Annotated in this window: 22 protein-coding genes and 1 tRNA gene; 9 read left to right on the top strand and 14 right to left on the bottom strand. The window is 65.0% G+C overall.

Features of this window, described 5'->3' with window-relative positions; genetic code table 11:
- Positions 1–2: 2 nt before the first annotated feature.
- Both OPU69_RS12705 and asd read left to right on the top strand, forming a co-directional pair.
- Positions 3–1,436: a carotenoid oxygenase family protein gene (locus OPU69_RS12705; protein ID WP_060977932.1), complete on the top strand. Its 1,434-nt coding sequence runs from the start codon at positions 3–5 to the stop codon at positions 1,434–1,436.
- 64 nt (positions 1,437–1,500) lie between these two features.
- Positions 1,501–2,352, top strand: coding sequence for an archaetidylserine decarboxylase (gene asd / locus OPU69_RS12700; protein ID WP_060977933.1), 852 nt, complete (start codon positions 1,501–1,503; stop codon positions 2,350–2,352).
- A gap of 33 nt (positions 2,353–2,385) precedes the next feature.
- Here asd and OPU69_RS12695 read toward each other — a convergent pair.
- Positions 2,386–2,472: transfer RNA gene (locus OPU69_RS12695), tRNA-Leu, on the bottom strand.
- A gap of 130 nt (positions 2,473–2,602) precedes the next feature.
- Complete coding sequence (locus OPU69_RS12690; RefSeq protein WP_498511475.1) at positions 2,603–3,499, bottom strand: MJ0042-type zinc finger domain-containing protein; 897 nt, start codon at positions 3,497–3,499, stop codon at positions 2,603–2,605.
- Between the two features lie 220 nt (positions 3,500–3,719).
- Between OPU69_RS12690 and ftsE the strand changes: the two genes are divergently transcribed.
- The 4 genes from ftsE to OPU69_RS12670 are packed head-to-tail and all read left to right on the top strand — an operon-like array spanning position 3,720 to position 6,620.
- Positions 3,720–4,481 carry a cell division ATP-binding protein FtsE gene (ftsE, locus tag OPU69_RS12685; RefSeq protein WP_060977961.1) on the top strand — a complete coding sequence of 254 codons (762 nt, stop codon included), beginning with the start codon at positions 3,720–3,722 and terminating at the stop codon, positions 4,479–4,481.
- Positions 4,481–5,377 (top strand): cell division protein FtsX, encoded by an 897-nt coding sequence (locus OPU69_RS12680; protein WP_060977935.1) that lies wholly within the window; start codon positions 4,481–4,483, stop codon positions 5,375–5,377. Before ftsE ends, OPU69_RS12680 begins: the two co-directional genes overlap by 1 nt.
- Complete coding sequence (locus tag OPU69_RS12675) at positions 5,374–5,904, top strand: ElyC/SanA/YdcF family protein (RefSeq protein WP_181267015.1); 531 nt, start codon at positions 5,374–5,376, stop codon at positions 5,902–5,904. The genes OPU69_RS12680 and OPU69_RS12675 overlap by 4 nt, the downstream gene beginning before the upstream one ends.
- Positions 5,905–5,906: 2 nt before the next feature.
- On the top strand, positions 5,907–6,620 hold the full coding sequence (locus OPU69_RS12670) for a lysophospholipid acyltransferase family protein (RefSeq protein ID WP_060977937.1): 714 nt from the start codon (positions 5,907–5,909) through the stop codon (positions 6,618–6,620).
- A 120-nt stretch (positions 6,621–6,740) separates the two neighbouring features.
- Here the strand turns inward: OPU69_RS12670 and OPU69_RS12665 are convergent, their stop codons facing one another.
- From OPU69_RS12665 to OPU69_RS12640, 6 genes are all read right to left on the bottom strand, one after another.
- On the bottom strand, positions 6,741–7,712 hold the full coding sequence (locus tag OPU69_RS12665) for a ParB/RepB/Spo0J family partition protein (protein WP_060977938.1): 972 nt from the start codon (positions 7,710–7,712) through the stop codon (positions 6,741–6,743).
- Positions 7,712–8,497, bottom strand: a complete 786-nt coding sequence (locus OPU69_RS12660; protein WP_060977939.1) for a ParA family protein — start codon at positions 8,495–8,497, stop codon at positions 7,712–7,714. The genes OPU69_RS12665 and OPU69_RS12660 overlap by 1 nt, the downstream gene beginning before the upstream one ends.
- Entirely contained in the window at positions 8,494–9,186 is a 693-nt protein-coding gene (gene rsmG, locus OPU69_RS12655; protein ID WP_498511471.1) for a 16S rRNA (guanine(527)-N(7))-methyltransferase RsmG, read from the bottom strand. Before rsmG ends, OPU69_RS12660 begins: the two co-directional genes overlap by 4 nt.
- Positions 9,183–11,033, bottom strand: coding sequence for a tRNA uridine-5-carboxymethylaminomethyl(34) synthesis enzyme MnmG (gene mnmG, locus OPU69_RS12650; RefSeq protein WP_498511469.1), 1,851 nt, complete (start codon positions 11,031–11,033; stop codon positions 9,183–9,185). Before mnmG ends, rsmG begins: the two co-directional genes overlap by 4 nt.
- A gap of 108 nt (positions 11,034–11,141) precedes the next feature.
- A complete protein-coding gene (gene mnmE, locus OPU69_RS12645; RefSeq protein ID WP_498511467.1) occupies positions 11,142–12,443 on the bottom strand; it encodes a tRNA uridine-5-carboxymethylaminomethyl(34) synthesis GTPase MnmE in 1,302 nt (433 codons plus the stop codon).
- Positions 12,444–12,462: 19 nt separating this feature from the next.
- Positions 12,463–12,714, bottom strand: coding sequence for a DUF6489 family protein (locus OPU69_RS12640; protein WP_060977942.1), 252 nt, complete (start codon positions 12,712–12,714; stop codon positions 12,463–12,465).
- A gap of 115 nt (positions 12,715–12,829) precedes the next feature.
- Between OPU69_RS12640 and OPU69_RS12635 the strand changes: the two genes are divergently transcribed.
- Together OPU69_RS12635 and OPU69_RS12630 are read left to right on the top strand one after the other, a co-directional pair.
- Positions 12,830–13,540 carry a dienelactone hydrolase family protein gene (locus tag OPU69_RS12635; RefSeq protein ID WP_060977943.1) on the top strand — a complete coding sequence of 237 codons (711 nt, stop codon included), beginning with the start codon at positions 12,830–12,832 and terminating at the stop codon, positions 13,538–13,540.
- Complete coding sequence (locus tag OPU69_RS12630; RefSeq protein WP_060977944.1) at positions 13,537–13,935, top strand: nuclear transport factor 2 family protein; 399 nt, start codon at positions 13,537–13,539, stop codon at positions 13,933–13,935. The genes OPU69_RS12635 and OPU69_RS12630 overlap by 4 nt, the downstream gene beginning before the upstream one ends.
- Before the next feature lie 120 nt (positions 13,936–14,055).
- Here the strand turns inward: OPU69_RS12630 and OPU69_RS12625 are convergent, their stop codons facing one another.
- From OPU69_RS12625 to hemE, 6 genes are all read right to left on the bottom strand, one after another.
- Positions 14,056–14,433: a c-type cytochrome gene (locus OPU69_RS12625; RefSeq protein ID WP_498511464.1), complete on the bottom strand. Its 378-nt coding sequence runs from the start codon at positions 14,431–14,433 to the stop codon at positions 14,056–14,058.
- On the bottom strand, positions 14,430–15,431 hold the full coding sequence (locus OPU69_RS12620) for a Vgb family protein (RefSeq protein ID WP_498511462.1): 1,002 nt from the start codon (positions 15,429–15,431) through the stop codon (positions 14,430–14,432). Before OPU69_RS12620 ends, OPU69_RS12625 begins: the two co-directional genes overlap by 4 nt.
- A gap of 83 nt (positions 15,432–15,514) precedes the next feature.
- The gene (locus OPU69_RS12615; RefSeq protein ID WP_498511460.1) at positions 15,515–16,186 is read right to left on the bottom strand and encodes a TerC family protein; all 672 of its coding nucleotides are present in this window, start codon (positions 16,184–16,186) and stop codon (positions 15,515–15,517) included.
- A gap of 24 nt (positions 16,187–16,210) precedes the next feature.
- Entirely contained in the window at positions 16,211–17,467 is a 1,257-nt protein-coding gene (rho, locus tag OPU69_RS12610; RefSeq protein ID WP_060977948.1) for a transcription termination factor Rho, read from the bottom strand.
- A 332-nt stretch (positions 17,468–17,799) separates the two neighbouring features.
- Positions 17,800–18,264, bottom strand: coding sequence for a CopD family protein (locus tag OPU69_RS12605; protein WP_067512647.1), 465 nt, complete (start codon positions 18,262–18,264; stop codon positions 17,800–17,802).
- Positions 18,265–18,305: 41 nt separating this feature from the next.
- Entirely contained in the window at positions 18,306–19,358 is a 1,053-nt protein-coding gene (hemE, locus tag OPU69_RS12600) for a uroporphyrinogen decarboxylase (protein WP_498511457.1), read from the bottom strand.
- Positions 19,359–19,641: 283 nt separating this feature from the next.
- On the opposite strand from hemE, the gene OPU69_RS12595 reads away from it, so the two are divergent.
- Positions 19,642–20,496, top strand: a complete 855-nt coding sequence (locus tag OPU69_RS12595; protein WP_498511455.1) for a pyruvate, water dikinase regulatory protein — start codon at positions 19,642–19,644, stop codon at positions 20,494–20,496.
- The last annotated feature ends 15 nt before the right edge of the window (positions 20,497–20,511 follow it).

Genomic DNA, 20,511 nt, shown 5'->3' with positions numbered 1-20,511 from the left:
TCATGAACCGTCGTGATCTGCTGATCGGTGGAGGCCTGGCCGCGCTCGGCACCCTCGCCCCCGTTACCGCCCGTGCCGCTGCCGCCGTGGCTACCGCGCCCGACTGGACGCTGGGCACCACCGACATTCTGGCAGACATCGCCCCGCGCAGCCTCCGCCGCATCCAGGGCCGTGCGCCCGATCTGGCTGGCACGCTCTACCGCAACGGACCGGCGCGCTTCCGGCGGGGCGACAGCGCTTCAGGCCACTGGTTCGATGGCGACGGGCTGATCCGCGCCTGGCAGCTGCGCGGCAACGAGGCACGGCTCGCCGCGCGCTTTGTCGATACGCCCAAGCGCCGCCTCGAGGAAAAGCTCGGCCGCATCGTCCAGCCGGGCTTCGGCACGCTCGAGCAGCCCGGCGCGCTCGTCGGAAGCTCCGACGATACCAATGCCGCCAACACGCATGTCATCAAGGCGGGCAATCGCCTGCTGGCGCTATGGGAGGCGGGCTCTGCCACCGCAATGGACCCGGGCACGCTGGACACGATCGGCCAGGTCACCTTTCGCGACGACCTGAAGCACATGCCCTTCCTCGCGCATCCGCGCATCGAGCCCGATGGCCGCATCTGGAACATCGGATCGGGCGGGGCGGCGGTCTATGTCTGGCGGCTGTCGAAGCATGGCACGTTCGAGGCGGGCGAAGCGGTGAAGCTGCCGATGGCGAGCTATATCCATGATTTCACCGCGACCGCGCGACACCTGGTGATCCTGTGCCAGCCCTGGATCGCGGGTGCGATGAAGCTGCCCTTCTCGAAAAGCCTGACCTGGCAGCCCGAATTGGGATCGAAGGTGCTGGTGCTCGACAAGGACGACCTGTCGAAGGCCCGCGTGTTCGATCTGCCGCCGCTCTCCTTCTTTCATCTGGGCGATGCCTGGGAAGAGACGGACGGCACGATCCGTTTCGATGGCTGCTTCCACAAGGACGTGACCTTTGCGGTCGAAGGCGCACCCGGGCTGGTCGAGGGACGCTATGTCCATGCCGAACGGCCCGAGCTTAACCTGGTCGCGCTGCACCCCGATGGCCGCGCGACGCTGACGCCGGCCGGGATCACCGCCGAATTCCCGCGCAGCGCGCCCGAGCGGGCCGGCTTGCCCCGGTCGGCCACGGTGCATGTCGGCGGCTATACCGGCGACCGGCCGTTTGCGCGCAGCGTCGGCAGCTGGGACTGGGTCAGGGGACGCCATGACAGCTTCGATTTCGGCGCGCGGCATCTGGTCGAGGAATTCGTGCCCGCAGGCGCGCATCACCTGATCGGCACCACGCTTAACCTCGACGCCAGCGCCACCGAGCTGCACCTGTTCGATGCCCGCCGCATCGCCGATGGCCCGGTGGCGAGCTGGCGCAGCGACATCGCGCTGCCGGTCAGCTTCCATGGCAGCTGGGTCAGCGCCTGACGGGTGCGACGAAAGGCGGGTCAAGCCACTGGTCGCGTCACGATGCGTGCGTTAGAGCAGGGAAATGTCCTCTGCCTTCATTGCGCTCCAGCATCTCGTACCGCAGCACGCGCTGACCCGGCTCGCCGGACGGCTGGCGGCGAGCGAGAGCCCCTGGCTGCGCGACCGGATGATCCGCCGCTTTGCCGCCGCCTATAATGTCGACATGGGCGAGGCGGCGCGCGGCTTCGGACAGTTTGCCAGCTTCAACGACTTCTTCACCCGCGAGCTCAAGCCCGGAGCGCGTCCGCTCGCCGATGCGGGGCGCTTCATCCTCAGCCCCGCCGACGGCGCGGTCAGCCAGGCGGGGCCGATCCGCGACGGGCGCATCATCCAGGCCAAGGGGCGCGACTACAGCGTCGAGGAGCTGCTCGGCGGCCAAAGCGGCGACGCGCACCGTTTCGATGGCGGGCAGTTCGTCACCATTTACCTGAGCCCGCGCGACTATCACCGCGTGCACATGCCGGCGGCGGGAACGCTGCAATCGACCGTATACCTTCCCGGCAAGCTGTTCTCGGTCAATCCGGGCACCGCCGCAGGGGTCGACCGGCTGTTCGCGCGCAACGAGCGCCTGGCATGTCTGTTCGACGGGCACGATGGGGTGTTTGCGAGCGTGATGGTCGGCGCGATGATCGTCGCCGGGATCGACACCGTCTGGCCGCACCGTTTTGCCGACCATGAAACCGCGCCGGTCGCCGAGGATTTCTCGGCTAGCGGTTTCCACCTCGCGGCGGGCGACGAGATGGGCCGCTTCTATCTGGGATCGACCGTGGTGCTGCTGTTCGAGCCGGGCCGCGTTGCCTGGACCGATGCGCTTCAGCCCGGCGCGACGCTGCGCATGGGCCAGGCGATCGGAAAGCGGTTGTCGGGAGGATGAGGGGCCGCCTGAGCGGCGGAACCCCGAAGTGACTGGTGCGGTCAAGAAGACTCGAACTTCCACGGGCTTTCGCCCACAACGACCTCAACGTTGCGCGTCTACCAATTCCGCCATGACCGCACAGTCCAGCAATTCGCGGGGATTTCGGCCGTTTCGACGGCCCTGCCCGCGTGGCAGGCCGCGCCATTAGCAAAGCGTAACGCCCATAGCAACAAGGGAATCTCGTGTGCCTGTCAGGCAGCGCGTGCGATCAGTTGCGCTTGGCCCAGGCGATCTCGGCCGAGGTGGCAGAGCGCGGAACATCGACCATCGCCTGGCGGAAATCGGCCGACTGGCCTGGCTCCAGCTTCTCGACCGGCGGGTTGATGATCCAGTTGAACACTACCCGGTCCTGCGCATCGCGCAGCACCACCAGCATCGGCGGCACATCCTGCGCGCGCTGGCTCAGGTTCTTGATCGTGCCCGAGGCGCTGAAATATTCGGTGCCGTTGGGCAGGGTGCGCCGTTCCTGCTTCTTGGGCGGGAAATCGATCACCAGATCGGGCTCGACCTCGGCAAAGGGCAGGCTGTAATCGGCGATGAAGCCGGGCAGTCCGAAGGTCTGGATCGCCACCGCTGCCCCCGATGCAACGAGCGCAAAGGCGACCGCACCGATCATCCACAGCTTGGCCGGGTTGCGGCGCGGACGGAAGGGCGGCTCGTGGCTGAAGCTGCTCGGCCGATCGGCCAGCGCGTCGTCGGCATAGCTGGCGACGATCGGACGGTCGACCGGAGGAACCGGCCGGGGCAGCGGCGGCAATTCGGGCTCCGGCTCGCGGGCGGATTCGGGCTCGACCGGCACCGGCGCGACCATCGGCGGCTCCGGGCTCGCTGTCGGCGGCGGCGCAGGCGCAGCCGGTCTTGGCTCGGATTCGACCGGCGCTGCTGGCGAAGCGGCAGGTGCTGCCGTTTCTGCGACCGGCGCAGGTGCGGGGGTGGGCGCAGGCTGCACTACAGGGTCGGCGACCGACTCCGGCGCGGGAATGTCCGGACCATGCTGGAACCAGCTGTGCCCGCACTTGGCGCAACGCACCGATCGTCCATCGATACCGATGGCGCTGTCGGGAACCGCATAGCGGGTGTTGCACGCAGGGCACGCAATAATCATGGCGTTTCTAACCATGATGGGCGAATCGCCGCAAGGGGCTTGCAGCGCCTGCAAACGCGGTGACCCCATGTTTTCCACTGCTGATTGCGCGCAAGGGCGGTTTTTCAACGGCTTGACGCCATGGCTGCAGGATTTGGCAGTGCGGGTGACGTGAGGGTGCGCATTCCCATTGCCTGTTTGGGCCGCGCCGCGCTATCGCCGCTGCATGAGCGCCCCGCAGATGGCCCCTTCGGTCGAAAGCATCGTCCAGTTCGAGAATGTGGGGCTGCGCTATGGCACCGGGCCCGAGGCGCTGATCGACCTTTCGTTCACGCTGTTCTCGGGCCAGTTCTATTTCCTCACCGGGCCATCGGGCGCGGGCAAGTCCTCGCTGCTCAAGCTGCTCTATCTGGCGCAGCGGCCCAGCCGCGGGATGATCCGGCTGTTCGGCAGCGACCTCATGACGCTGGCGCGCGACCGGCTGCCCGGCTTTCGCCGTCGCATCGGCGTCGTCTTCCAGGATTTCCGGCTGGTGCCGCACCTCTCTGCATTCGACAATATCGCGCTGCCGCTGCGCATCGCGGGGATGCGCGATGCCGATATCGCGACGCCCGTGCGCGAGATTCTCGACTGGGTGGGGCTGAGCGCGCGCGGCGATGCCCTGCCTGCGACGCTTTCGGGCGGCGAGCAGCAGCGCGTCGCGATCGCGCGCGCGGTCATCACCCGGCCCGACATTCTCGTCGCCGACGAACCCACGGGCAATGTCGATCCCGATATGGCGGTGAAGCTGCTGCGGCTGTTTGAGGCGCTCAATCGCATGGGCACCACGATCATCGTCGCGACGCATGACGTGCACCTGATGACGCGGATCAAGCGCGCGCAGATGATGCGGCTGGAAGGCGGGCGCCTGTCCGACCCCACCGGTGCGCTGCGCTATCCGCCGCGCCCGTCCGACATGACCGGCTGGGGCGACATGCCCGGCAAGCCCGGCGAGGCACGCTGATGCTCGGCGCGCTCTTCCCCACCGGGCACGACCGCCGGCTGATCCCGCAGGCGCGGCTGACCGGGCCGATGCCCTGGGTAATCGCGGTGATGCTGTTCCTCACCCTGCTCGCCGCTGCGGCAGCGCTGGCGCTGGGCAGCGCGGCGCAGCAGATCAATGCGGATCTTGCGGGCCGGGCAACGGTGCAGATCGTCAATGCCGATGCCGAGGCGCGGCAGAAACAGGCGCTCGCGGCCGAGGCGCTGCTGCGCTCCGATCGCGCGGTGGCCAGCGTCACCCAGGTGAGCGAGGCCGAGGTCCGTGCGCTGCTGACGCCATGGCTGGGCAGCGGCGCGGTCAGCCGCGACATCCCCCTGCCCGCGCTGATCGATGTCGATTTTCGCGCCGAGGCCGATACTGCCACGCTCACCCGGCTGCGCCGCGCAATGAGGCCCGTCGCGCCCGATGCGCGGATCGATGCGCATGGCCAGTGGCTGAAACCGGTGTTCGATCTGATCGGGACGCTGCGCTGGCTGGCGATCGCGCTGGTCGCGCTGCTCGCGCTCGCCACCACCGCCTCGGTCATGCTCTCGGCCCGCAGCAGCTTTGCCGCGCATTCCGAGACGATCGACATCATGCACCTGCTCGGCAGCACGCATCAGCAGATCGCGCGGCTGTTCCAGCGCCGCATCGCGCTCGATGCCGCCATGGGAGCGCTGATCGGCTGCCTGCTTGCTGCGCCGGTGCTCTGGATGCTCGGGCGCGCCGCCGCCCGGCTCGATTCGGGGCTGATTTCTGCCGGATCGTTCGGCCCGATCGACTGGCTGCAGCTTGCAACTGTGCCGATAGCGGGTATTGCGCTCGCAGTGTTCACCGCGCGGGTGACGGTGCTCGGCGCGCTCAGGAAGAAGCTGTGATCGTTCGCCTGTTGTCATCGGTGCTGCTGGCCTGGATCCTGGGCTTTGCCTGGTTCGCGATCCTGCTGCCCCAGCCCTTGGGCGACCAGCAGACCGATGCCGTGGTGGTGCCCACCGGCGGCCCGCTGCGCATCGACCGCGGGCTCGAGGCGCTGCGCAACAAATGGGCCGAGCGCATGCTGATTTCGGGCGTCGATCGCGATGTTCGTCCGGCAGAGCTCAGCGCACGCTTCCCCGGATCGGTGGCGCTGTTCGACTGCTGCGTCGACCTCGGCTTTCGCGCCTATGACACGCGCTCGAACGGCCTGGAGACCGCGCGCTGGGCCAAGCAGCGCAAGGTCAAGTCGGTCCGGCTGGTCACCACCGACTGGCACATGCGTCGCGCCGAATATGAGCTGCACCGCGCGCTGCCCGACGACATCGCCATCTATCCCGATGCGGTCGCGAGCAAGCCCAGCCTGATGACGCTGTGGCGCGAATATAACAAGCTGGTGCTGCGCGTCATCGCCGGGCTGTTCGGGGTCTGATCATGGCACGCACGCTGCTGGCGATTTTCCGGTCTATCCTGTTCACCATCGCCTTTTACGGCGGATCGGTGTTCATCGTCATCATCGCCTTCATCATCCTGCCCTTCTCGCGGCACCGGCTGCAGAGCATGGCGCGCGGATGGGGCATGTATCATTATTGCTGCGCGCGGACGTTTCTGGGTATCCGCGTGCGCATCGAAGGGCCGATACCGCAGGGCCAGGTGCTCTATGCCATCAAGCACGAAAGCTTTTTCGAGACGATCGAACTGCTGCGCATCTTCAACCGGCCTGCCGTCGTCGCCAAGATCGAGCTGTCGCGCATTCCGCTATGGAGCCATATCGCGCGCACCTATGGCATGATCTTCATCGATCGGGCGGGCGGCGCGGTGGCGCTGCGCAACATGATGGCCGAGGTGCGCCGTTTTGTCGCCGAAGGGCGATCGATCGTGATCTATCCCGAAGGCACCAGCACCCCGCCAGGCGAGCAGCCGCCGCTCCAGGCGGGCTTTGCCGGGCTGTACAAGCTCGCCAAGCTGCCGGTGGTGCCGATCGCGCTGGCGAGCGGGCATCTCTATCCCCGGCGCGGCTTCATCAAGCGCCCCGGCGTGATCATCTACAAGTTCGGCGAGATGATCCCTGCAGGGCTCTCGCGCGAGGAGATCGAGGCGCGGGTGCACAAGGCGATCAACGAGCTGAACGCGGTGGAGCGGGGCTGAAGTTTCTACCCCCTTTTCATCGTCACCCCCGCGCAGGCGGGGGTCCCGCTGCCCTGAACGTTCGCACTTGAAGCGGGATTCCCGCTTTCGCGGGAATGAAAGGTTAAATATCTGTAATAGTTAGATAATCTCACCCGAAAGACGCTGACAGATCAGGTCGAGCTGGTCGAGATTGCCATAGCGGATGGTGACGCTGCCGCTGCGCTGGTTCGCCTCGCTGCTGATCTTGACCTTGAGGCCGAGCAGGTCTTCCAGATGCCGCTCGACCGCCTCGATATCGGCATTGCTCGCCGGATCGCCCGCCCCGCCAGTGCGGGACCTGCCGCCCGGCTTGCCCCCGGCATCGCTGCGCGCGCGGCGCACCAGCTTCTCGACCTCGCGCACCGAAAGACCGCGATCGACCACTTCGGCGGCGATCGCCTCGGCATCGGGCACGTTGATCAGCGCGCGGGCATGACCCATGCTGAGGCTCTTGTCGGCGACCATCTTGAGCACCGGCTGCGGCAATGCGAGCAGGCGCATGAGGTTCGCGATATGGCTGCGCGACTTGTCGACCATCCGCGCGACCTCGACCGGGGTATAGCCCTGGTCGCCGACCAGCCGCTGATAGGCTTCGGCCTCTTCGACCGGATTCAGGTCCTCGCGCTGGATATTCTCGATCAGCGCCAGTGCCAGCGTATCGGGATCGCTGAGTTCGCGGACGATCGCCGGAATCTCGTGCAGCCGGGCGCGCTGCGCCGCGCGCCAACGGCGTTCGCCGGCGACCAGCTCATACCCCCCACCCTTGCGCGGACGGACGATGACCGGTTGAATCACCCCGCGCTGCGCGATCGAGCGCGCCAGATCATCGAGCGCTTCCTCGTCGAAATAACGGCGGGGCTGGCCGGGGTGCGGGCGGATCTCGGCGAGCGGCAGCGTGCGCAGGCCGGTGGCAGAACCGGGCTGCCCCTCGCTGCCCTCGTCGCGCCGCACCAGCGGTTCCTCGCGCCCGACTTCGCCCAGCAGCGCATTGAGCCCCCGCCCCAGCCCGCTCGGACGCTTGCGTCCCAGCGCCTTGGCGATATCGGGCAGACCGCTATTGTCTTCGGCCATCAGGCAGCTTCCTCTTCCATGCGCGGCATGCGGGTGATGAATTCGCGGGCCAGCGCGATATAGGCTTCCGATCCGACGCAGCGATGGTCGTAGATCAGCGCCGGCATGCCATGGCTCGGCGCTTCGGACAGGCGCACATTGCGCGGGATCACGGTATCGAACACCAGCCGCCCGAGCACCGCGCGCACGTCATCGGAAACCTGATCGGTCAGCCGGTTGCGGCGATCGTACATGGTCAGCACCACACCGATGATCGACAGATCCGGATTGAACCGCTGCTGCACGCGTTCGACCGTCTGCAGCAGCTGGCTCAGTCCCTCGAGCGCGAAGAACTCGCACTGCAGCGGGACCAGCACCTGATCGGTGGCGACAAGCGCATTCAGGGTCAGCAGACCGAGCGAAGGCGGACAATCGATCAGACACACCTGCCAGCGATCTTCGGGCGCGTTGTCCATTGCCGCCTTCAGCCGGTGCGTGCGCATTTCCAGATCGACCATCTCGATCTCTGCGCCCGAAAGATCGACCGTCGCCGGGATGACATCGAGCCCCGGAATCTGCGTCGGGACGCAGCATTGAACGAGCGAGCTTTCGTTGGTGAGCAGATCATAGCTCGAATACTCGCGATCGTTGCGCGCAATGCCGAGCCCGGTCGAGGCATTGCCTTGCGGGTCGAGATCGATCAGCAACACCGACAGTCCGGTCGCTGCCAGCGCCGTCGCCAGGTTGATCGCGGTCGTGGTCTTGCCCACCCCGCCTTTCTGATTCGCGACCGCAATGCGGATCATCTTTTGCTCCTGTGTCTGCGCTCGATCTTGCGGCGCGGTGCCTGCCGGGCTTCGATCGGCGCTACGCGTCCGGTTCCGACGAGAATCGCGGCGTCGGCATCGGTGAGGCTCTGTTCCACGTGGAACAGTTTCTGCCACGCCGCGGCGATGCTTTCCAGTTCTGCACGCGCATTGCGTCCCTTTGGCAGCAACCAGCGCGTCTTTTCTGTGGAAAAGCGCCCCGCCCCCTCCAGCAGACGCGGCAGCGGCGCAAACGCACGCGCGGATATGTAATCGGCAGCAAAGCTCTCCACCTTGTCGAGCGCACTGCCCGCCACCTCGGCCCGCCCCCCAAGCCCGAACCGATCGATGGCTTTGTCCAGATAGGCGATGCGCAAGCCGCGCGACTCGATCAGAGTAACCCGGCACGGCGCGAGCAGCGCGATCACCAGTCCAGGAAAGCCCGCACCACTGCCCAGGTCCACCCAGTGCTCATCGGGCTGCGGTGCGGCGAAGCGCAACAGCTGGGCGCTGTCGGCGATATGGCGTTGCCACATCGATGCCAGGGTCGCCGCCGATACAAGGTTCTGGTGCCTCGCCTCTTCCGCCACGAACGCGGCCAGCGCATCGAGCCGGTCCATTGTTTCACGTGAAACACCTGGCCGGCTGGCAACCCAGGATCGGGCCTGGTCCTCGGTCTCGAGAATCATGCTGCGCGCTTGCGGGCGTGCACGAGAATGGCAGCGAGCGCTGCAGGAGTGACACCCCGAACCCGTCCCGCCTCGGCCAGCGTCTCGGGCCGGGCAAGATCGAGCCGCTCGACCATCTCGTTCGACAGCCCGGTGATCGCGCGATAATCGATATCCGCCCCCAGCAGCACCTTCTCGTTCGCGCGAAGGTCGCGCAGCTCGGCATCCTGCCGCGCGAGATAGGGCGCGTAGACCGCATCCTCCTCGATCTCGGCACGGAGGTCTTCGGGCAGCGCAGCAGCGGCATGGGGCAGCAGCCCAGCCAAGGAATCGAGCGTGACCGATGGGAAGCGCAGCCAATCGTACAGGCTCTGCCGCGTGCCATCGGCCTTGATCGATAGGCCGAGTGCCGCCAGCTCGGTGCATGTCGCCTGACGCTCCAGCACGGCAAGCATCTCGGCCTTGGCCTGCTGGCGCTGCTCGAACCAGCGCTGGCGCTCCTCACCCACCGCGCTATTGGCGATGGCCATTCCGGTCAATCGGTCGGTCGCATTGTTGGCGCGCAGACGCAGGCGATATTCAGCGCGCGCGGTGAGCATGCGATAGGGCTCGGTCACGCCCTGCAGCACCAGATCGTCGATCATCACCGCGAGATAGCTGCTCGCACGATCGGGCAACACAATGTCACGACCCAGCACCGCGCCGGCAGCCGCCATGCCTGCAGTCAGCCCTTGCGCCGCAGCCTCCTCGTACCCGGTCGTGCCATTGATCTGGCCCGCGCAATAGAGCCCCGGGATCGCGCGCACTTCCAGCCGATGGTCGAGCGCGCGTGGGTCGATATGGTCATATTCGACCGCATATCCCGGCACGACAATCTCGGCGCGCTCGAGCCCCGCCATGCTGCGCACAAAGGCGAGCTGCACATCGGTGGGCAGCGAGGTCGAGATGCCGTTGGGATAGACCAGATGCGTGTCGAGACCCTCGGGCTCGAGGAACACCTGATGCCCGTCGCGATCGCCGAAGCGGTGGATCTTGTCCTCGATCGAGGGGCAGTAGCGCGGTCCCTGCGCCCCGATCGCACCGCTGAACAGCGGCGAACGGTCGAGATTCGCGCGGATGATATCATGCGTCTGCTGGCTGGTCCGGGTGATCGCGCAGAAGACTTGCGGTACTGTGCGGCCTTCGCTCAGCGGCGACATGGTCCAGGCTTCGCCGTCGCTCGGCTGTTCCTCGAGCTGCGCCCAGTTAATGGTGCGTCCATCGATGCGGGGAGGGGTGCCGGTCTTGAGACGCGCCATCGGCAGATTGGCCGCGCGGAGCTGCTGCGCGAGCAGGCTCGCACCGGGTTCACCGATGCGACCGCCCTCGAGCCGCTCTTCGCCGCGGAACAATCGTCCGCCCAGAAAGGTCCCGGTCGCCAGCACCACGGCGCGTGCGGCAACTGCACCGCCATCGGCGAGATCGACCCCTGCCACCCGGCCCTGTTCGAGCCGTAGCGCTGCGACCTCGCCCTCGACAATCGACAGGTTCGGCTGCGCTGCCAGCATCGCCTGGATCGCAGCCTTGTACAGCTTGCGATCGGCCTGGACGCGCGGCCCCTGCACCGCGCTGCCCTTCGAGCTGTTGAGCATGCGATAGTGGATCGCGGCCTTGTCTGCCGCGCGCGCGATCAGGCCATCAAAGGCATCCACCTCACGCACGAGATGGCCCTTGCCCAGGCCACCGATCGCCGGATTGCACGACATCGCCCCGATCGCGTCGCGCGTGAAGCTGACCAGCCCGACGCGCGCACCCATGCGCGCGGCGACCGCCGCCGCTTCGCAACCGGCATGACCGCCGCCGACCACCAGAACATCAAATTGCTGCATGGAGCCGCGCATACAGCAATTGCGGGATTCGGTCGAGGGGGTGTCATGCGAGCGAAACGGCATAACGAGCCGTACTGTCTCCCCTCCCGCCAGCGGCAGGGGAGAGGTTCATTTCCCGATGCAAAACGCGCCGAACAGAGCGTCGAGCATATCTTCGACATGCGTGCGGCCAAGCAGTTGGTCGAGCGCATGTCGTGCGAGCCGCAGACCTTCGGCACGAAGCAACAGGTCCGTCTGTGCCCTGGCTCCGTGGAGAGCGGAGGCGCATTCGCCGAGCAGCCGGTGCTGGCGCGCGTTGAGCGCGACCTCGTTGCTCGCCGGAAGCAACGTCCGCGCTGTTGCCACAAGATCGTCGATCAGCGCATCGAGCCCCTGCCCCGTCTTCGCCGAAAGCCGATGGCGTGCCACCTGCTTTGTTTCACGTGGAACACCCGTTCGATCAATCTGCGACTCGACCTCCCACAGGGCAGGATGAGAAGGCCCTTCACCTTCTGTACCTAACCACAGGACGATGTCCGCCGCCGCGATCGCATCTTGCGCCCGGGCAATGCCAATGGACTCGATCTCCTCGGCCCCCTCGTCGCGCAGCCCCGCCGTATCGGTCAGCACGAAAGGGATTCCGCCCAGCGCCACCGGCGCTTCGATGACATCGCGCGTGGTCCCCGCGATATCGGATACGATGGCCGCTTCGCGCTGCAGCAGGGCGTTGAGCAATGTGGACTTGCCGGCATTGGGCGGCCCGGCAAGCACCACGCGGATACCATCGCGCAACCGCTCGGCGCGCGGCCTTGCCAGCGCAAGGTCGATATCGCCTGCCAGCGTGCCGATCCCCTGCCCCACCGCATCAACGGCATGCTCAGGCACATCATCCTCATCGGAAAAGTCGAGATCGGCCTCGACCAGCGCAGAGAGCCTCAGCACATCGCGCCGCCACGCCTCGACCTGGCGCGAAAGATGCCCGCTCGCCATGCGGATCGCGGCGACGCGCTGCGCCTCGGTCTCGGCGAACAACAGATCGGACAGGCCCTCGGCCTCGGCCAGGTCCATGCGGCCGTTGAGAAAGGCGCGGCGGGTGAATTCGCCCGGTTCCGCGAGCCGGAGCCCTTCAATCCCTGCAAGCGCGATCTCGACCGCGCGCACCACTGCCCTGCCTCCGTGCAGATGCAGTTCGGCCAGATCCTCGCCCGTGGCCGTGTCTGGCCCTGGAAACCACAGGATGAGCGCACGGTCGAGTATCTCGCTCGAGACCGGATGGCGCAGGGTACGCAAAGAGGCGCGGCGCGGCCCGGGCAGCGCGCCGGAAAGCGCCTTGAGCGCCGTTCCTGCCTGCGGCCCACTGATCCTAATGATCGCCAGGGCTGCGGGAGGTGCGCCGCTCGACAGCGCATAGATCGTCGCCCCCGCAGTCACGGTTCAATAAGGGGAAAGGTCAGTCCGAGGACTTCTTGCCGCTCGCCCCGGCGGCAGCGGCGTCCATGATCTGCTGGAAGAAGCGCAGGCCCATTTCGCCCATCGGGGCGATGTTCTTGGCGATGGTCTGCAGCTGGTCGACATTGCTGGTGCCCTTCATCGCGCTGACGACACCATCGACATAGGTCTTGTTGACATCGGAGACATCGGGCAACCCCATGAATCGGCGCATCTCTTCCGGGGAACAATCGACTTCGATATTCACTTTCATGGCATTACCCTCTTGTCAGCGCAAAGGCCCCCAAGCCCCGGATTCACGCTTATCAGCACGGGCAAAGTGGGTATAAACGGGTCACAAATCAATCGAATTGATGATGGAGAGCAGAATGGGTTCGACGCACAGCATCGCCACTTTCGACCACGAGGCAAGCTTCGACGCCTATGTCGCCGCGCCCGAAGGCACGCCAAAGGCCGCGATCATCGTGATCCAGGAGATTTTCGGCGTCAATCCGGGCATCCGCCAGAAGTGCGATGGGTGGGCGGCGCAAGGCTATCTCGCGGTCGCGCCCGATCTGTTCTGGCGGATCAAGCCGGGGATCGAGCTCGACCCCGATGTCGAGGCCGAGCTGCACGAAGCCTTCGGCTATTTCGGCCAGTATGATCCCGATGATGGCGTCAAGGATATCGAGGCGACCATCCGCGCGATCCGGTCCGGCATCGGCGGGCTTGATGGCGTCGCCAAGGTCGGCGCGGTCGGCTACTGCCTCGGCGGACGACTCGCCTATATGACGGCTGCGCGCACCGATATCGACGCCAGCGTTGGCTATTACGGCGTGATGATCGACCAGATGCTGGGCGAGGCGCACGCGATTGCCAATCCCCTGATGCTGCACATTCCGACCGCGGACCATCTTGTCGGGCCCGAGGCGCAGGCAGCGATTCATGCCGGGCTGGATGATCACCCCAAGGTCACGCTGCATGATTATGAAGGGCTCGATCACGGCTTTGCCGCCGAGATGGGCAACCGCCGCGACGAGTCCGGCGCGCAGCTCGCCGATGGCCGCACCGCTGCCTTCTTTGCGGAGCATCTGGCATGAGCGTCGCACAAGCCGGAATCGCCGCCTGGCACGATTACATGCATGGCGGCTCGGACCCCGAAAAGCTGAGCGCCATGCTGGCAGACGACGCGGTATTCCATTCGCCCGTCGTCCACACCCCGCAAGAAGGCAAGGCCAAGGTCTTCGCCTATCTGCACGCCGCCGCGCACGTGCTGGGCAATGACAGCTTCCATTACGTCCGCGAGATCGTCGATGGGGACACCGCCGTGCTCGAATTCGCGCTCGTGCTCGATGGCATCCAGGTCAACGGCGTCGACATGGTCCGCTGGAATGCCGATGGCAAGATCGAGGACTTCAAGGTGATGGTGCGGCCGCTGAAGGCGGTCAACAAGGTCTGGGAGAAAATGGGCGAGATGCTGGCTAGGGCGGGTTAAGAGGCAGACCGCTAACACCAGCATCGTCATTCCCGCGAAAGCGGGAATCCCGCTACTGAGAAGCGCTGAAGTAAGCGGGACCCCCGCCTTTGCGGGGACGATAGATATGAACCGTTGTGGTTAATCGTCCGCCATCAGATAGGCGATAATCGCCGCGCGCTCCTCGGCTTTGCGCAGGCCGAAAAAGCCCATCTGGTTGCCTGGCACCAAAGCTTCCGGATCGGTCAGGAAGCGGTCGAGCAGTTCGGGGGTCCAGCGCGGGTTGCTGGCGGCGAAAGCCTTGAAAGCCTTGGAATAGGCAAAAGTCCTGTCGCCAGCGACGGGGCGCTGGCTCAACCCATGCAGATTGGGCCCGCTCAGCCCCTTCTCGCCCTTTTGCACCGAATGGCAACTGTAACAGCGTTGGAAAGCACGTTCACCCATCTGGTTGGTGGATTGCGCCAATGCTGTACCGGGCAGTATCAGGATCAGCAGCGACAGGACAACGCGCAGCCTCATCTGTCGGTCCGGATGACCATCAGCCGCTCGGTGCTCGATTCGGGCAGGAACACCTCGCCCTTGCGGCCCAGGATCTGGCGGACATTGGCGCCCTCGCCGCTGCCTGGATAGCGCTGGACGAATTTCTCAGCTCGCGGATCGAACACCCGGGTCGAATTGTCGCCAAAATCGCTGACCCACACCATGTCGCGCTCGTCGACATAGACCGCATAGGCCTTGGGTGCGGGTCCGGGGAGCTTCCAGGCCTTCCAGCTCTTGTTTGAAGGCCTGTAGCGATAGAGCTCGCCGCTATTCCATCCCGTGATCCACAGGTCGCCCTTGCTGTCCGCCCAGACGCGGCGCAGCCCTGCGTCCTTTGTCGGCGGCTCGATCACGCTGATGTCGCCAGTGGCGCTGTCGATCCGCGCGAGATGGCTGCCCGCGAGCGAGACATACCAGACCGTGCCGTCGGGCGCGGTGGCGATGCCATAGGGGCCGCGTCCCTTGGGGTCCTTCCACACCCGAACCTTGCCGTCGGCGGCGCTCACCCGGCCATAAATTCCGTTCTGGCCGGTGAACCAGTGCGTGCCCTGCTTGTCAAAGGCGCCCGTGTTGAGATTGGTATAGCCCGTGTCCTCGGGCAGCTTCCAGACGTCCAGCTTGCCATTCTTCGGGTCGTAGCGGACGATGGCATTCTGACCGCCATCGGTGATCCAGGCCATGCCATCGGGCCCCTGAATGACCCCGTGCGGGGCAGAATCGGGGCCGAGCGAGAGCTGCACGACCTTGCCCGACACCGGATCGAGAATGCCGAGCGCACCCTGTTTCTGTGCGGTGTACCAGATCTTGCCGTCGGGTGCCGGGGCAACATCGTGCGGGCGCGATCCCTTGGGAAGCTCGAACAGCTGGACGTTGCGGCCAATTTCGGCCGAGGCGGCGATCTGGGCCTTTTCCTCAGCGACCAGCGGGCCGCTCGCAAAACAAGCCAGCACCATTCCGGAAAGCCATACCCGCTTCATGCAAAAATCCTCCCCGATCGATGTTGCGATCCTATCAGGGATCCAACACCGATGGAGAGGAAATGTTGCGCGCTAAACGATGGTCAGTTGAACAGCGTCACCACGCCGACGCCGGGATCGACGAACCCGTCATACATCATCTTGCCCGCGACATAGAGGATCACGGCCAGGCCGATATAGGCGATCCAGCGATAGCGCTCGATATATTTGGCGATGAAATTCGCCGCGATGCCCATCAGCGCGACCGACAGGATCAGGCCGACGATCAGGATGCCGGGATGTTCGCGCGCAGCCCCTGCCACCGCGAGCACATTGTCGAGGCTCATGCTGACATCGGCTACCGCAACCGCCCAGGCGGCAGCGGCGAAGCTCTTGGCCGGTGCGACGCCGCTATGCTCGTCGCCTTCGATTTCGGGCGAGCCTGCGTTCGCGCCCGCCGGTTGCAGCTCGCGGTACATCTTCCACGAGACCCAGAGCAGCAACAGGCCGCCGGCAAAGATCAGCCCGACGATCTGCATCAGCTGGGTGACGACCAGCGCGAATCCGATGCGCAGCACCAGAGCGGCGATGATGCCGATCAGGATCACCTTCTTGCGCTGATCGGCGGGCAGGCCCGCCGCCAGAGCGCCGACGACGATGGCATTGTCGCCGGCGAGCAGCACGTCGATCATCAGCACCTGGCCGAAAGCGGCGAGCGCGGACGGGGAGCCGATATTCGAGAAATCGGCAACGATATGGTTCCAAAGTTCCATCATGATGGGTGTCGCAGCCCTGAAGGATTACTGGTTCATGGAATCGAAGAAGTCTTCGTTGGTCTTCGAATCCTTCATCTTGTCGAGCAGGAACTCCATCGCGTCGACGGTGCCCATCTGCATGAGGATGCGGCGCAGCACCCACATCTTGGAAAGGATATCCTTCTCCACCAGCAGTTCCTCCTTGCGCGTGCCGGACTTTCCGACGTCGAGCGCGGGGAAGATACGCTTGTCGGCGACCTTGCGATCCAGCACGATTTCGCTGTTGCCGGTGCCCTTGAATTCTTCGAAGATGACCTCGTCCATGCGGCTGCCGGTATCGATCAGCGCGGTGGCGATGATCGAGAGCGAGCCGCCTTCCTCGATATTGCGCGCGGCACCGAAGAAGCGCTTGGGACGCTGCAAGGCATTGGCGTCGACACCGCCGGTCAGCACCTTGCCCGACGAAGGCACGACGGTGTTATAGGCACGGCCCAGACGCGTGATCGAATCGAGCAGGATGACGACATCCTTCTTGTGCTCGACCAGACGCTTGGCCTTCTCGATCACCATTTCGGCGACCTGGACGTGGCGCTGCGCGGGTTCGTCAAAGGTTGAGCTGATGACCTCGCCCTTCACGCTGCGCTGCATGTCGGTGACTTCTTCCGGGCGCTCGTCGATCAGCAGCACGATCAGGAAGACTTCGGGATGGTTGTCGGTGATCGCCTTGGCAATGTTCTGCAGCAGCACGGTCTTGCCGACGCGCGGCGGCGCGACGATCAGCGCGCGCTGGCCCTTGCCCTGCGGCGAGACGATGTCGATGACCCGCGCCGACTTGTCCTTGACCGTCGGGTCGAGCGTGTCGAGCCGCAACTTCTCGTTCGGGTAGAGCGGGGTCAGGTTGTCGAAATTGACGCGGTGACGCACGACATCGGGATCGTCGAAATTGACCGCAGTGAGCTTGGTCAGCGCGAAATAGCGCTCGCCATCGCGCGGCGCGCGGATTTCGCCTTCCACCGTATCACCGGTGCGCAGGCCGAAGCGGCGCACCTGGTTGGGGCTGACATAGATGTCGTCGGGCCCGGCGAGATAGTTCGCCTCGGGGCTGCGCAGGAACCCGAAACCGTCGGACAGCACCTCGATGGTGCCCAGACCCATGATCTGTTCGCCATCTTCGGCAAGTTCCTTGAGGATCGCGAACATCAGGTCCTGGCGGCGGAGCGTCGATGCGCCCTCGACGCCCAGCTCTTCGGCCATGGTGACGAGTTCGGCGGGGGTTTTCTGCTTGAGTTCTTTGAGATGCATGAGGTGCAGGATTCCGTGGGAAGGGTGCCGCCAAAAATGGAAACGCGGCAGTCAGGAAAGAGATGCGGGACGCCCAACCGGTAATCCGGTCACTGGTGAAGCGGGTCGTCGAAGGTCCCGGACGGGACGCATGCGGAAATAGGGCCGAGAGCGACGAAAGTCAATCCGGGCTGCGATGAGGCGAGGCCTGGGCGCAATCTGCACCACCCCCGCTCAGCCTGAGCCTGTCGAAGGCCCCGCTATATGGCCAGCGTGGGCGCGGGCCCTTCGACTGCGCGGGCTGCACCCGCTGCTCAGGGTGAGCGGACGTGGTCAGGCGAAAGTCTTCGCGACTAGAACGGCTTCACGATCACCAGGATCACGATCACCGCGGCAGCGACGCCCGGAACCTCGTTGATCAGCCGCAGCTGCTTGCCGGTAAGCTTGCGCTCGCCGCGAGCCAGCTTCTTCGCATAGCCGATCATCCAGCCATGATAGCCGCTCAAAAGCAGCACGAAGAGCAGCTTGGCGTGCAGCCAGCCGGCGGTCCACCAGTTGCCCTGGCTCGCCAGCACCAGCCCCAGCACCCAGACTATGATCAGCGAGGGGTTGAGGATGATCTTTCGCAGCTTGTTCTCGCGGTCGATCCAGCGCGTCGCCTCTTCGGAGCCGTGCTCGGCCTCCTGATGATAGACCAGGAAGCGCGGCATCATGAACAGGCCGGCCATCCAGAAGATGACGAAGATGAGGTGCGCCGCTTTCAGCCAGAGATAGAGCATGGAGAGAACATAATCCGTTGTCAGAAGAAGCTCGTTCATGGGTTCTGCCGCCAGTCACACCGGTTGAGGCGGCAGGGCGGTCATACGCCCTGCTTCACCAGTGTAAGCAGTGCATGCACGTGTTCAATGGGGGTCTGCTGCAATATGCCGTGCCCCAGGTTGAAAATATGCGGCCGCCCCTCGAACGTGCGCAGGATATGCCGGACCGCATTTTCCATCTGCTCGCCGCCCGCCAGCAGCGCCAGCGGGTCGAGATTGCCCTGGACGGGCAGATGCGCCGGAATATTGGCGGCAGCCCAGACCGGATCGATCGTCTCGTCGAGCCCGAGCGCATCGACGCCGGTTTCGCGGGCATAGGCGGCAAGCTTCTCGCCTGCGCCCTTGGGGAAACCGATCACCGGCACGCCGGGGCGTGCTTCGTGGATGGCTGCGGCAATGCGCGCATTGGGCGCGATCACCCAGCGTTCGAACTGCGCCGGGGCGAGCGAACCCGACCAGCTGTCGAAAATCTGGACAGCATCGACGCCGGCATCGATCTGGCCGATCAGATATTCGATGGTGAGGTCGACGATTCCGTCGATGAGCGCCTGAAAACCGGCGGGATCGCGATAGGCATATTCACGTGTTGCGTGCTGGTCCTTGCTGCCCTCGCCGTTGACCATATAGGTCGCAACGGTCCAGGCCGACCCTGCAAAGCCCAGAAACGCCTTTTCAGGCGCGAGCTCGGCCTTCACCAGACGCACGGTCTCGTAGATCGCCTCGAGCCGCTCAGGAGCTGCGACAAGGCTCTCCAGCGCATGATCGAGCAACCGGGGCGACAGATGCGGCCCCTCGCCCACCAGGAATTTCAGATCCTGTCCCATCGCATAGGGCACGATCAGGATATCGGAAAACAGGATCGCGGCATCGAGCGCGAACCGGCGCAGCGGCTGCAGCGTGATTTCGGCAGCCGCTGGACTATCATAGACCAGCTCGAGAAAGCCGCCCTTTTCCGCACGGAGCGCGCGATATTCCGGAAGGTAGCGCCCGGCCTGGCGCATCATCCACATCGGCGGCACCTTGGCCACATGTCCGTTCAGGCAATCGAGCAAGGGCGCCTTGCGCGCCGTCGTCAGAGTTGTGTCCCCACCCATCTTAATTCTTATATCCTTTATATAGGGATTCTGTTGAAGAAGGCCGCTGGAAAACCGGCATGACGCTTTCTTGCCCTATGTATCGACAGATTGACAGTCGCCAAATCGCAGCAGCCTGACGAGTCGGCAAATTTGTGCCCGCTATCAACAGCCTGTGGGTAAAGCTTTCCCTTGTGGACAAGCCCTGTGAGGAATCTCCGGTCAGGGGGGAGCAAAACCATCCCCGGTTTTGCCCACAATATCATGCCTTGATTTATCCCCGCGCTGCCCACAGACCATGGCCATGAGCCGCATTCACCTCCATCTGCTGTCGGATTCCACGGGCGAGACCCTGGAGAATATCGCCAAGGCGGCGCTGGCGCAGTTCGATGCGGTTGAGGTCATCAAGCATTTCTGGCCGATGGTGCGTTCCGAAACGCATCTCGACCGGATATTGGACGAGGTCGCGGCCAATCCGGGGCTCGTGCTGTTCACCTTGGTCAATCCCGATATCCGCGCCAAGCTCGAGCGGCGCTGCCGCGTGCTCGGGCTGCCGATGGTGCCCGCGCTCGATGCGGTGAGCGATGCCTTGTCCAATCTGCTCGGCCAGGCGGCCAAGGCGCGGCCGGGCCGACAGCATGTGCTCGATGCCGCCTATTTCGCGCGCGTGGAAGCGATCCAGTTCACGATCGCGCATGACGACGGGCAGAACTGGGAGAATTGGGAGGCGGCGGACATCGTGCTCGCCGGCGTCTCGCGCTCGTCCAAGACGCCGACCTCGATCTATCTCGCCAATCGCGGCTACAAGACCGCGAACATCCCGATCGTGATCGAATCGCCGCCGCCTTCCGCGCTGTTCACGCTCAGGCATCCGCTGGTGGTGGGGCTGACGACCAATCCCGAACGGCTGATCGCGGTGCGCCGCAACCGGCTGTTGTCCTTGAACCAGGCCCCCGAAACCGATTATGTCAATGACGAGAAGGTGAAGGCCGAGCTGGCCTTTGCCAGGCGGATGTTTGCGGATAATGGTTGGCCGGTGATCGACGTGACGCGTCGATCGATCGAGGAATCGGCGGCGGCGATCATCAACCTGTTCAACGAGCGCGAAGCCGCGCGCGAAAACAGGCGGCAGGCGACCGAGCCGATGGATAAAGCCTAGTTTGCTTCGGGCATA

Source organism: Blastomonas sp. 34TW, assembly GCF_059803595.1.
This window is presented reverse-complemented; position numbering and strand designations above follow the sequence as displayed.